Annotated in this window: 12 protein-coding genes and 8 tRNA genes; 1 reads left to right on the top strand and 19 read right to left on the bottom strand. The window is 49.7% G+C overall.

Annotated elements, in window-relative coordinates; genetic code table 11:
* Positions 1 to 27 precede the first annotated feature (27 nt).
* Positions 28 to 1,371, top strand: coding sequence for a MocR-like pyridoxine biosynthesis transcription factor PdxR (gene pdxR, locus J4760_RS05705; protein ID WP_237605065.1), 1,344 nt, complete (start codon positions 28 to 30; stop codon positions 1,369 to 1,371).
* Between the two features lie 49 nt (positions 1,372 to 1,420).
* Here pdxR and J4760_RS05700 read toward each other — a convergent pair.
* The 19 genes from J4760_RS05700 to J4760_RS05610 form a co-directional block, all read right to left on the bottom strand.
* Positions 1,421 to 1,494: transfer RNA gene (locus J4760_RS05700), tRNA-Ile, on the bottom strand.
* A gap of 26 nt (positions 1,495 to 1,520) precedes the next feature.
* Positions 1,521 to 1,593, bottom strand: a tRNA-Ala gene (locus J4760_RS05695).
* A gap of 28 nt (positions 1,594 to 1,621) precedes the next feature.
* Positions 1,622 to 1,695: transfer RNA gene (locus J4760_RS05690), tRNA-Pro, on the bottom strand.
* A gap of 12 nt (positions 1,696 to 1,707) precedes the next feature.
* Positions 1,708 to 1,781, bottom strand: a tRNA-Arg gene (locus tag J4760_RS05685).
* A 42-nt stretch (positions 1,782 to 1,823) separates the two neighbouring features.
* A tRNA-Gly gene (locus tag J4760_RS05680) sits at positions 1,824 to 1,898 on the bottom strand.
* 19 nt (positions 1,899 to 1,917) lie between these two features.
* A tRNA-Leu gene (locus tag J4760_RS05675) sits at positions 1,918 to 2,004 on the bottom strand.
* A gap of 73 nt (positions 2,005 to 2,077) precedes the next feature.
* Positions 2,078 to 2,153 (bottom strand) — tRNA-Thr (locus J4760_RS05670).
* A gap of 20 nt (positions 2,154 to 2,173) precedes the next feature.
* Positions 2,174 to 2,249 (bottom strand) — tRNA-Val (locus J4760_RS05665).
* A gap of 135 nt (positions 2,250 to 2,384) precedes the next feature.
* Complete coding sequence (lysS, locus tag J4760_RS05660; RefSeq protein WP_237605064.1) at positions 2,385 to 3,872, bottom strand: lysine--tRNA ligase; 1,488 nt, start codon at positions 3,870 to 3,872, stop codon at positions 2,385 to 2,387.
* 70 nt (positions 3,873 to 3,942) lie between these two features.
* A complete protein-coding gene (gene folK / locus J4760_RS05655; RefSeq protein WP_145289802.1) occupies positions 3,943 to 4,419 on the bottom strand; it encodes a 2-amino-4-hydroxy-6-hydroxymethyldihydropteridine diphosphokinase in 477 nt (158 codons plus the stop codon).
* On the bottom strand, positions 4,419 to 4,784 hold the full coding sequence (folB, locus tag J4760_RS05650; protein WP_145289799.1) for a dihydroneopterin aldolase: 366 nt from the start codon (positions 4,782 to 4,784) through the stop codon (positions 4,419 to 4,421). The genes folK and folB overlap by 1 nt, the downstream gene beginning before the upstream one ends.
* Positions 4,777 to 5,565 carry a dihydropteroate synthase gene (gene folP, locus J4760_RS05645; protein WP_237605063.1) on the bottom strand — a complete coding sequence of 263 codons (789 nt, stop codon included), beginning with the start codon at positions 5,563 to 5,565 and terminating at the stop codon, positions 4,777 to 4,779. The genes folB and folP overlap by 8 nt, the downstream gene beginning before the upstream one ends.
* A 120-nt stretch (positions 5,566 to 5,685) precedes the next feature.
* Positions 5,686 to 6,615 carry a cysteine synthase A gene (gene cysK, locus J4760_RS05640; protein ID WP_237605062.1) on the bottom strand — a complete coding sequence of 310 codons (930 nt, stop codon included), beginning with the start codon at positions 6,613 to 6,615 and terminating at the stop codon, positions 5,686 to 5,688.
* A gap of 67 nt (positions 6,616 to 6,682) precedes the next feature.
* The gene (gene hslO, locus J4760_RS05635) at positions 6,683 to 7,558 is read right to left on the bottom strand and encodes an Hsp33 family molecular chaperone HslO (protein ID WP_370637547.1); all 876 of its coding nucleotides are present in this window, start codon (positions 7,556 to 7,558) and stop codon (positions 6,683 to 6,685) included.
* A 46-nt stretch (positions 7,559 to 7,604) separates the two neighbouring features.
* The gene (gene ftsH, locus J4760_RS05630) at positions 7,605 to 9,701 is read right to left on the bottom strand and encodes an ATP-dependent zinc metalloprotease FtsH (protein ID WP_145289790.1); all 2,097 of its coding nucleotides are present in this window, start codon (positions 9,699 to 9,701) and stop codon (positions 7,605 to 7,607) included.
* 74 nt (positions 9,702 to 9,775) lie between these two features.
* Positions 9,776 to 10,309: a hypoxanthine phosphoribosyltransferase gene (gene hpt / locus J4760_RS05625; protein ID WP_237605332.1), complete on the bottom strand. Its 534-nt coding sequence runs from the start codon at positions 10,307 to 10,309 to the stop codon at positions 9,776 to 9,778.
* Positions 10,299 to 11,552, bottom strand: a complete 1,254-nt coding sequence (gene tilS, locus J4760_RS05620) for a tRNA lysidine(34) synthetase TilS (protein WP_237605061.1) — start codon at positions 11,550 to 11,552, stop codon at positions 10,299 to 10,301. Before tilS ends, hpt begins: the two co-directional genes overlap by 11 nt.
* Positions 11,553 to 11,611: 59 nt before the next feature.
* Complete coding sequence (locus J4760_RS05615; protein WP_145289785.1) at positions 11,612 to 11,992, bottom strand: S1 domain-containing RNA-binding protein; 381 nt, start codon at positions 11,990 to 11,992, stop codon at positions 11,612 to 11,614.
* Positions 11,993 to 12,077: 85 nt separating this feature from the next.
* Positions 12,078 to 12,476 carry an FtsB family cell division protein gene (locus J4760_RS05610; protein WP_145289782.1) on the bottom strand — a complete coding sequence of 133 codons (399 nt, stop codon included), beginning with the start codon at positions 12,474 to 12,476 and terminating at the stop codon, positions 12,078 to 12,080.
* Positions 12,477 to 12,515: the final 39 nt, after the last annotated feature.

Here is a 12,515-nt window from a genome sequence, read left to right as displayed (position 1 = left end):
TTTGGAATCATTTAAGGAGGTCAGATTATGCTGATCACACTCGACAGACAATCGGAAACACCGCTTTTCAAACAACTTTATAATGTACTCAAGTCCCAGATACTGGACGGCTCCCTCGACAGTGACGAAAAACTGCCGAGTAAACGCCAGTTGATGACGGACCTGTCCATCAGCCAGACAACCGTCGAACATGCCTATCACCTGCTGCTGGACGAAGATCTGATCTACAGCCGGGAGAAGAGCGGCTTCTACGTCTCCGTCATTGAACAGCTGAAGCAGACGGATCGGCGTATGCAGCCTGAAATCAGACGACCGAAGGAGAAGGAATATGCGCTGCCGCTCGGTACCATCGATACGACACTTGTCCAGAGTGATGTCCTGAAGCAGATTGCCCGGGAAGTCCATGCTGATCCGGAACTGCTCAATAAAGGAGATGACAGCGGGGAAAGGGCTTTGAAGGAACAGCTCAGACAATATCTGCATATCAATCGGGGGGTCACATGCGCAGTGGATCAGATATTCATCGGGCCTTCCACGGAATTTCTGCTCGAGCAGGTACTGTATCTGCTCAAGCATCCGAAAATGACCATTGAGGATCCCGGCTATCCAATCATACGACGCGTGCTCGACCGCCTCGGCAGCGGCATGGACTTCGCACCGGTCCAGGAGGATGGCATCGACATTGATGCCGTTGAAGCGCTCGATAACCCGGTCACCCATGTGACCCCGTCCCACCAATTCCCGAGTGGTGCTGTCATGTCGCTGCAAAAACGCATCCAGCTATTGAATCATGCCAGCACCCGCGGACACTACATCATCGAAGATGACTACGACAGCGAGTTCAGATATACCGGCCGGCCGCTCCCGTCCCTCCAGGGACTCGACCAGAACGACCATACAATCTATATGAGTACATTTTCGAAATCACTCTATCCCTCACTAAGATTATCCTGCATGGTGCTCCCCGCCGCTCTGGCAGAACGCTACTACCAGGAGGCACTCTCCTGCAACGTTCCCAGGCAGATGCAGCATATAGTGGCACAGTTTATGGCTGAGGGCTATCTGAACCGCCATATCAACCGGATGCGCAAGATGTACAGGAAGAAGATGGCGGATGTTACACAATGGCTCAGAGCGGCCCACAGCGTGGAAATATACGGTGAGCATACCGGCATGCACTTCATGCTCAGAATACCTGGAACAGACCTTCAGGAACTTGCCAGAAAGCATGGCCTGGTTCCTGGTAATATCTACGCCAATAATGGGGATCTCCGAGATACTGTCGTCATTGGTATCGGGGAGAAGGAAGTGGAGGAGATAAGGCAGATTCTCGATGCTTTCCTTGAAGATGCACCAATAACAAGAGGATGACCATTTCAAGGCATAAAAAAAAGACATGGATGTTTCCATGTCTTTTGAGTGGGCCTAAGTGGACTCGAACCACCGACCTCACGCTTATCAGGCGTGCGCTCTAACCAGCTGAGCTATAGGCCCAAGATTATGTATTAAAATAAAAAAAGTGGAGACTAGCGGGATCGAACCGCTGACCTCCTGCGTGCAAAGCAGGCGCTCTCCCAGCTGAGCTAAGCCCCCATCATAAGATGAAAATTAAAAACAAGAGTCGGGAAGACAGGATTCGAACCTGCGACCCCTTGGTCCCAAACCAAGTGCTCTACCAAGCTGAGCTACTTCCCGTGAATTACTGAGCGCGCCCGAGAGGAGTCGAACCCCTAACCTCTTGATCCGTAGTCAAACGCTCTATCCAATTGAGCTACGGGCGCATGAAAAAAAATAAAAACGGTATCCACCGCTTAAAATAATAATGGAGCGGAAGACGGGATTCGAACCCGCGACCCCCACCTTGGCAAGGTGATGTTCTACCACTGAACTACTTCCGCGTCTTATGAAATTAAAATATGGTGCGGGTGAAGGGACTCGAACCCCCACGCCGATTAAGGCACTAGATCCTGATTCTAGCGCGTCTGCCAATTCCGCCACACCCGCATATGTTAATTCGGAGGATTTATCCTCTGATGATTTCTGTTGTTCCGTCAACTGGCTTCCGATTTGAATCAGATGGTGCCGGCCAGAGGAATCGAACCCCCAACCTACTGATTACAAGTCAGTTGCTCTGCCAATTGAGCTAGACCGGCTGAATCACCAAGTTTATGAATGGTGGAGAATGACGGGTTCGAACCGCCGACCCTCTGCTTGTAAGGCAGATGCTCTCCCAGCTGAGCTAATTCTCCTGAGATGGTTGAGTTGGTTAACAACGACTGTTTTATATAATACTACATTTCAGCATAAAGTCAACAAATTTCATGATTTTAAAATGGAAATAATACACCGGAGCGCGTTGCCCGGTGTATTATTAAATATAATGATTATTTTTGCCTCATATAAGGGAAGAGCAGTACGTCACGGATGGACGCAGAGTCGGTCAGCAGCATGATGAGACGATCGATTCCGATACCCAGTCCACCTGTTGGCGGCATACCGTATTCGAGTGATTCGAGGAAGTCCTCGTCCATTTCATGAGCTTCGTCATTACCCGCTTCCTTCTCGGCAACCTGTGCTTCGAAACGCTTCCTCTGATCGATCGGATCATTCAGCTCCGTGAAGGCATTGGCATGCTCGCGGCCCACGATGAACAGTTCGAAGCGGTCCGTGAACCTCGGGTCTTCCGGATTCTGTTTCGCGAGTGGAGAGATTTCAATCGGATGACCGAAGATGAACGTCGGCTGGATGAGTGTCTCCTCGACCTTCTGCTCGAAGAATTCATTCAGAATATGTCCGTATTTCATCGTTTCTTTCACTTCGATGCCATGTTCTTTGGCAAGCTCGTGTGCTTCCGCGTCGGATTTGACTGCATAGAAGTCGACACCAGTCTGCTCCTTGACTGCATCCACCATGTGCACGCGTTTCCACTGCGGCGTCAGATCAATTTCTTCTCCGCCATACTCGATGACTGTCGTACCATTGACGTGCTTGGCGATGTGCGCCACCATCTCTTCAGTCAGGTCCATGATGTCATGGAAGTCTGCATAGGCTTCATAGAGCTCGATCATTGTAAATTCAGGGTTGTGACGTGTGGATACACCTTCATTTCTGAATACACGGCCGATTTCATAGACCTTCTCCATTCCGCCGACAATCAGACGCTTCAAGTGCAGCTCGATCGCAATACGCATAAAGAGCTCCATATCGAGTGCATTATGGTGCGTCACAAATGGACGCGCCTGTGCGCCGCCTGCAATGGTATGCATCATCGGTGTCTCCACTTCAAGGAATCCACGCTGATTCAGATAATTGCGCATCTCCTGGATGATCCGGCTGCGCTTGATGAATGTATCCTTGGAGCCTTCACTTGTAATCAGATCGAGATAGCGTTTGCGATAGCGCTCCTCCACGTCCTTCAGACCGTGATACTTATCCGGTAGTGGGCGCAATGCTTTCGTCAGCAGCGTAAATTCCTTTGCCTTGATGGAAAGCTCTCCAGTATTGGTCTTGAACATGACACCTCTGACACCGACGATGTCCCCGAGATCCGCCTGGTTCCATACATCGAATGCCGCGTCACCGACCTGGTCCTTGCGTACATACAGCTGGATCTGTCCTTTTATATCCTGGATATGTGCAAATCCCGCCTTGCCTTTACCACGTTTCGTCATCAGACGACCCGCGATGACTGTCTCGGATTCCGCTTCCTTGTCTGCAAGTTCCTCTTTGGAAAATGCATCCCACGTCTCTTTCAATGCGTCCGTGTAGGATGTACGTTCAAATTTCTCGCCGAACGGATCGATGCCGAGATCGATGAGCTGCTGCATTTTTTCTCTTCTGACTGCTATCTGGTCATTTATTTCTTCACTCAATGATTTTCTCTCCTATACTATCTGTTGTTTTTCAAGTTCATCCCTTACCACCTGGTGAGACATCCGTCTCTCAACTGTTCGTTTTTCCTGCCTCAAGCTCCTGTCTGAGCGTTTCGATTGTCCTGCCGAATCCCGGATGCACGACATCTCCCGCAATTTCTGCAAGCGGCTCAAGCACAAAAGCACGCTTGTGCATTTCTGTATGAGGAATATTCAGTTCATCCAGGGACAGCTCCAGATCCTCATAGAGCAGTATGTCTATATCAATTATACGCGGTCCCCATATTTCCTTCCGGACACGCCCCATGTCGTGTTCGACAGAGAGGACAACTTCAAGGAGGTCAAGGGGAGAAACGCGTGTTTCAACCATGATGCACATATTCATGAAATCCGGCTGGTCTGTTTTTCCGTATGGTGCTGTCTCAAGGATGGATGAGCGTCTGACCACTTCGATGGATGCATGGTCTTCAAGCTTGTGTATGGCAGATTCGAGGTTCTCCCTGCGATCTCCCAGGTTACTTCCAAGTCCCAAATATACAACCGCCATTAATCTTCCCGCTTTCTATTCAATGTAATACTGACGTTATCATAATTACCCTCTATCGGAGGATTTATTTTAGTGATGGTCACTTCTGTCCCTACTATTTTATCATACTGGTCAAACAGCGCCATCGATACCTTTTCTGCAAGATGTTCGATCAGATCGACCGGCTCCCCTTTGATGATCTTCTCGATCATCTGGTACGCTTCGCCGTAATGGACAGTCTCGGTCAGGTTGTCGGTCCTGGAGGCAGCGGACAGGTCCAGATACATGACGACGTCGGTAATGAAAAACTGTCCGAGCGTACGTTCCGCCTCAAGGACGCCATGATATGCATATGTTTTGATGCCATTGATTCTGATATTATCCATCGAACCCCTCCTTGAGCTTCATATAGGCGTCAGCGAGCCTGCGGTTGAGGGCCACATTATGCACGCGGACCGCACTGATGCCCTTGTCGATGCCATAGATGGTCGTGGCGGCTGTCGCCTCATCCCGCTCCGTGGCCGTGGTTTCCTGTCCGATCAGTTCCTTGATCATGCGCTTCCGGCTTGTTGCGAGCAGCACCGGGAAACCTGTTGCCACAAGTTCTTCCAGACGGTGCATCACCTCAATCTCCTCGCTGCGCGATTTGACGAAACCGATGCCCGGATCGAGCCATATATTCTCACGGGGAACGCCGTGGGACTCCGCAAGTTTCACCGAGGCCATCAGCTCTTCAATCATTTCCGGAACGACATCCAAGTATGTAGCATGCGTATTGTTGTGCATCAGGAATATCGGCACATTACAGTCACTCGCCACATCAAGAATCGTTTCGTCATATGTTCCACGCCACTGGTCGTTGATCATCGTTGCGCCTGCTTCCACTGCCCGCCTTGCCACTGCGCCACGGAAAGTGTCGACTGAAATATCCGGACCGATATTGCGGATTGCTTCGATGACAGGAACGACCCGGCTGATCTCCTCCTCTGTACTGACCTCACTATGGCCCGGACGTGTGGAATAGCCGCCGACATCGATGATATCCGCGCCCTCCCGGGCCATCTGCTCTGCCTGCGCCACTGCATCTTCCACAGTATGGTATCTGCCGCCATCACTGAAAGAATCCGGTGTCACATTCAGTATGCCCATGATCTGAAGTCGCTTCATACTATCCCTCTATTCCATAAGAATAGCAATATTATAACATGTATGGACAACGAAGCATAAGTCTCCACCACGGAAAATAAAAAACCATATCCCCCGGGGGATATGGTTGTGCGCAGGCTATCAGCCTTCAAAGTTGAATAATGGTGTGGACAGGTAGCGCTCGCCATTGGACGGCAGTACTGTGACGACACTCTTGCCTTTGCCGAGCTGCTTCGCCACTTCAAGGCTCGCCTTCACTGCTGCGCCGGAAGAGATGCCACCGAGGATGCCTTCCTTCGCTGCCAGTTCACGTGCCCATTCCATCGCGACTTCATTGCCGATCTGGATGACTTCATCATATATTTCCGTGTTGAGGATCTTTGGTACAAAACCTGCGCCAAGCCCCTGCAGTTTATGCGGTCCCGGCTTCCCGCCACTCAGAACAGGAGAGTCTTCAGGCTCCACTGCATAGATCCTGATATCCGGATATTTGTCTTTGAGCACCTTGCCGGCACCTGAGATGGTGCCGCCTGTACCGATGCCGGCAACAAACGCCGCAACATCCAGTCCTTCGGTCTGCTCGACAAGTTCCGGTCCTGTTGTGTTTTCATGGATTTCAGGGTTCGCCATGTTTTCAAACTGCTGCGGCATGAAATAGCCGTGCTTCTCGGCAAGCTCTTCCGCTTTCCCGATTGCCCCCTTCATGCCTTCGGCACCCGGTGTCAGAATCAGTTCTGCACCATATGCCTTGAGCAGGTTGCGTCGTTCCTTACTCATCGTATCTGGCATGACGAGTACAGTTCTGTAGCCTTTGCTTGCTGCAACCATCGCCAGCCCGATGCCGGTATTGCCGCTTGTCGGCTCGATGATTGTCGTATCTGCGTCGAGGACACCTTCTTTTTCAGCGCGTTCGATCATGGACAGTGCAATGCGGTCCTTGACCGAGCTTCCGGGATTCATGAATTCCAACTTTACGTAAATGTCTGCCATGCTGTCGTCTGTCAGGTTATTAAGCTTCACAAGTGGCGTGTTGCCAATCACTTCTGTAATGCTATTATAAAGTTTGCTCATAACAGTCTCCTTTATCCCTACTTATTTACTATGGAAAATATACCATTTCCATTGTCAGAAATCAATTCTAATGGGTGATGAGCTCCTGCAGTTCTTCCTTCTCGATCCAGACTTTGTTGCGGCAGAAGTGGCAGTCCGCTTCGGCGCCGCCATCTTCCTGGATCATGGAAATGATTTCAGACGGGTCAAGTGATGCGATGGCGTTCAGGAAGCGGTCCTTGGAACAGCTGCATTCGAACTGGACCGGCATTTCATCAAGTGATCTCCAGTTCTCCTCGCCGATAGCCTCATTGATGATCTCTTCGGGCGTGAGACCCTGGTCGATCAGTTTCGATACAGGTGTCATCTCTTTTGCACGTCTATCAAGAAATTCGACCGTTTCGTCACTGGCACCTGGCAGCACCTGGATGATGAAGCCGCCTGCCGCCTTGATCGAATTGTCCGGGTTCACCAGCACACCCAGTGCCACGATGGATGGCACCTGCTCACTGGCATAGAAATAGTAGGAGAAGTCTTCACCCAGTTCGCCGGATACGATCTCCGTCGAACCTGTAAAGTGCTCCTTCAGACCGATATCCTTGGCCACATTCAGGAAGCCATCTGTACCGACTGCACGTCTGACATCAAGTTTGCCGATATCATTGAGTGGAAAATGGACATGCGGATTGCTCAAGTACCCACGGACGTTCCCTTTGGCGTCGCTGTCCACAACAATTGCACCAATCGGGCCCCCACCTTGTATGGTGATGGTCACCTTCTCTTCATTTTTAAGCATTGCACCCATCATGAGACCTGCTGTCATGGAGCGGCCGAGTGCTGCGGCCGCTGTCGGATAAGCGCCGTGCCTTCTTACTGCTTCGTTTACTGTATCTGTTGTATCAACAGAAAAAATACGAATTTCATCATTCATTCCAATTCCTCTGATCATGCGATCCACTGGAATTCCTCCTTATAAATGACCAAAAGTCGCCCAGGAGGGCGACTTGGCATCAGTTTCTTCGGTTATCTTCTTCCCATCGCTGTTCTCTTTCTCTCTGTTCATCAAGTGATGGGCTTTCCTGCGGGTAGTTACGCTGTTCAACCGGCTGTTCACCAGGTTCAGCGAAACGGGATGTTTCTTCTTTTTCTGCTTCTTCTTCAGCTGGGTCTTCTTCAGAACGCTTTTTCAGCTCTTCTTTAGCTTCTTCATAGGATGGACCAATCTTGTCGTCCTCTACATGACTATCGTCATAATTGCGTTCAGGCAATTTGCCATTGTAGAAGAGCCCTTCGATCTGTTCACGGTCCAGCGTCTCTACTTCAAGCAGTGTTTCTGCAATCAGGTTGAGCTGTTCCTGGTGTTCAGTCAGAATCTGGCGGCAGCGTTCATACTGCGTCTTGATGATATTCTGCATTTCCTGGTCGATTTCATAGGCAATGCTGTCGGAATAGTTCGGGTCGGACTGCATGTCCTTCCCAAGGAACACCTGTCCATTGGAATCACCAAACTGCAATGGCCCAAGCTTTTCGCTCATACCATATTCCGTCACCATGCTGCGTGCAATGCCTGTGGACCTCTGGAAGTCATTGTGGGCCCCTGTGGAAACTTCACCGAATGTAATTTCCTCGGATACACGGCCACCAAGAAGGCCGACGATCTTGTCTTCGAGTTCCGGCTTCGTCATGAAGTAGCGGTCCTCTTTCGGGAGCATTACTGCATATCCACCAGCCTGGCCACGAGGGACAATCGTCACCTTATGGACCATATCTGCATCATCCAGCACCATGCCGATGATGGTGTGGCCTGCTTCGTGGTATGCCACGATATTGCGCTCTTTCTTCGAAATGACGCGGCTCTTCTTCGCTGGACCGGCAATGACCCTGTCCGTCGCTTCGTCCACATCACGCATATCAATCTTCGACTTTTCCTGTCTGGCAGCAACAAGTGCCGCTTCATTCAGCAGATTCTCAAGATCTGCACCCGAGAAGCCTGGTGTTCTGGCGGCGAGTGCACCCAGATCCACTGTATCATCGAGCGGCTTGTTCTTGGCGTGTACTCTGAGTACCGCTTCACGTCCTTTGACATCCGGACGGCCAACTGGAATCTGTCTGTCGAAACGACCTGGGCGCAGGAGCGCCGGGTCAAGGATGTCCGGTCTGTTTGTCGCTGCAATCATGATGATGCCTTCGTTCTCTCCGAAACCATCCATTTCAACAAGCAGCTGGTTCAGTGTCTGCTCACGCTCATCATGACCGCCGCCGACGCCTGCGCCACGCTGGCGTCCAACCGCATCAATCTCATCAATGAAGATGATGCACGGTGCGTTCTTCTTGGCATTCTCAAACAGGTCACGTACACGGGAGGCACCGACACCAACGAACATCTCTACAAAGTCGGAACCACTGATTGAGAAGAATGGTACACCTGCTTCTCCAGCGACCGCTTTTGCGATCAATGTCTTACCTGTACCCGGCGGGCCGACAAGCAGCACACCTTTAGGGATTTTTGCACCGATGCGGTCGAAACGGCGCGGGTCTTTCAGGAAGTCGACCACTTCGACGAGTTCCTGCTTCTCTTCGTCCGCACCTGCAACATCTTCGAAGCGGACTTTCTTCTTGCTCTGGTCATAGAGCTTCGCCTTGCTCTTACCAAAGTTCATGACGCGGCCGCCACCGCCACCGCCGCCCTGTGCCTGACTCATCAGGAACAGGAAGAGGAACAGGATGAGCAGCAATGGAATGAACGTGAACAGCATGCTCGTCCAAGGACTCTGCTCTTCAGCAGGTTCGATCGAGAAGTTCAGTCCTTCCTGGGCTCTTGCTGTATCAAGAATCTGATCGAGGTCTTCGGTGCTGTTGTATGGAATCACGGAAGTAAAGGATTCCTGTTCGTTCTGTCCAGCCAGACGTCCTTCAACGAGATAGACGTTCTGCTCCGGCTGTATCATCAGTTCTTCTATGTTACCGGCATCCAGTTCCTCGAGGAATTCACCATACTGGAGCTCCTCTTCAAGAGCTGAATTGCCATTGAAACTTTGAAATATACCAAACATGATGACTGATAGGATGAGTATCAGCAAAATGTTACGGCCTACATTCTTAGGCATCCGTAAACCTCCATTTCTAATACGACTAAGAGAAATAATACCATATTTTCACAAGGTTATTCCACTGTTTTGCCTTACTGGTAGAGCTCAGGCTTCAATAGTCCGATATATGGCAGGTTACGATATTTTTCATCAAAATCCAGTCCATATCCGACAACAAAACCATCGGGTATTTCCGTTCCTACGTACTTCACGTCAACTTCAAGTTCTCTGTTTATCGGCTTATCCAGCAGTGTCACTATTTCCAATGAAGCTGCGTTCCTGTATTGAATCAGATCGACGATCGAATTCAATGTTGTGCCGGTCTCTATGATGTCTTCCACTACAAGCACATGGCGGCCATCCACTGAAGTGGAAAGGTCTTTCAGAATTTTCACTTCACCGGAAGATTTTGTTCCGACATAGCTTGAAACATCCATGAAATCTATTTCCAGATGCGTATCTATGTACTTGATCAGGTCTCCCATGAACATGACGGAACCTTTCAGAAGGCCGACCAGTATCGGTGTCTTCCCTTCATAGTCTTCAGTGATCTTTCTGCCGAGCCGTTCTGCTATTTTCTGAATATCCTCTTCAGAAAGCACAATCTCGCTAATGTCATTTCTCAGGCCCATTCGTAAACTCCTTTTCAATAATTAATCGACGGTTCTTTTCCTTGCTATCCATTATATTATAAATTTCACCCAGTGCAATAATTTGACGATTTTTATCCACGACAACAGGCATCGTGCCACGCTCATCCGCTGGTATCTTATTGTCGATGAAGATGCGTGACAGCTTCTTTGTACCTACGCCGGGGATGTACATGCGATCCCCCTCAGCCCTGGTCCTGACTGTCATTGGATAGCATTCCGCGTCCAGGCGGGATGTTATCGTATAGCCATTGAAGCGGTAGATGCCGTCGCCACCCATCTGCAGCATCTCCATCTTCTCATCCTGACCCTGCTTCTTCACGATACGGTCATATGAGATGATGATCCTGGTATGATCCATCTCAAAAGATGCATTCGAAATATCAGACCAGATGGCATCCATGATGGCATCGATATGACGGCGTCTCGGTGCATCGCCATGCTGCGCCAGCCAGGCTTTCAGTATATAGAATCTGACGATGCGCTTTTCCCTGTTGAAGGCATGCCGGTCGATGTTTTTCTCATGATGTGCCAAAAAGGCAGCCGCCCTGGCTTTCAATATGTCATCGACATCGCTCATGTCCTGCTTTACACGGAGCAGCTGATGCGCCTGCAGGTGCGCGCTCTCCCTGATCGGCGGCATGAGCCGGTGGCGGATATAGTTCCTTGTGTAGTCGGTCCCGCTGTTCGTTTCATCCTCGAAATAGTGGACATCGTGCGCTCTGGCATAGCCTGCAATCTCTGCGCGTCCGATATCGATCATGGGGCGGACGATCGTGTATCCGGGCATATGCCTTTCTGCCGGAATCCCCATTTCTCCAGGCAGATGCCGTCCAGTAAGAACGGCATGGAGTATGGTTTCATACTGGTCATCCAGATGATGTGCAGTGAGCAGCATTGATGCACCGTGCCTGGCCATCATCTCATCAAAGAAATGATAGCGTGCTTCCCGTGCGCTTTCCTGGCTGAACGTACCAGGCGGGATATCAAGCACCACCATTTCGCACACACGGCCGTCCTGCTGCGCCATTTCCATGATGTATGCCGCCTCGTCGACCGAAGCCGCCCGCTGCCCATGATTCACATGGAGCAGAATGAGTGACCCATAACTCTCTCTATATACCGTATTCAGCAGGTTGTACAGGACCATGGAATCCATTCCGCCCGAAATTGCGAGCGCAATCTTTTCCTCTCGCCCCCAGGGGGTGAAGAGTTCCATACTATCATCCTTCTCGGAAAATAAAATAAGACGATTACTGGAATCGTCTGTATGTTTATTTATCTTTTACCTCTTCCACCACGACGTGATTCGGCCTGTCTCTTGATTGTCGACATGCGGTCTTCGCTGTCTTTCAGGAAGCTTGAAAGTTTCTTTTCAAAGTCTTCCGGAGACGGATCTTTACGTGGTTTCGGCTTAGGTTTTTGATCTTTGGCTTTTTTGATGGACAGACTGATTTTACCGTCATCCCCAACGGTCAGGACCTTAACTTCTACTTCTTCTCCTACACTAAGGTGCTCATTGATATCCTCTACATACTGATCTGCAACCTCACTGATGTGAACGAGCCCTGTCTTTCCTCCCGGAAGTTCTACGAACGCTCCGAAATTCTTGATACCGGTGACTTTCCCTTTTACTTTACTGCCCACTTCGACTGACATCTTAATATATTATCCTCCCAATTATCATTTAATCTTTCTTTATCATATCACTAAAAAGAAAAATAATCATTACATATTGCAATGATTATTCCTCGTTTTCATTTTTTTCAGGCTTCTCTTCCTGTTCTTCCGATTCAGCAAGATTGAACACAATTTCGCCTTCTTCGGAGAGGAAGAATTCGCTTCTTGCAATTCGTGTAATATAGTTATCGTCGTTCAATTGTTTGATCTGCTGTTCCAGATCTTTCGCTTCATCCACACGCTCATCCAGTACAACCTGCGCCTGGACCAGTTCTTCATGAAGGAGCTGATTCTGGTTCTTCTGATTAAAAGCAACAATGAGCAGAATACCCACTATTACCAGCAGCATGCTGCCGAACAGCAGCGTCCGTTTCTTCGCTGCACGATTTTCGTTCTGTTTTGTCTTCTTTTCCTTTTCGCGTCTGCTAGTGTAATTATTGATGACCTTGACTACCTTGCTCACGGCTCCACACCTTCAATCTGTCCGTTGTCTATCTATAAA

This window comes from Salinicoccus sp. ID82-1, from assembly GCF_021991715.1.
GTDB lineage: Bacteria > Bacillota > Bacilli > Staphylococcales > Salinicoccaceae > Salinicoccus > Salinicoccus cyprini.
Note: the sequence above shows the minus strand (reverse complement) of the source record. Positions and strands in the feature narration are given on the sequence as shown.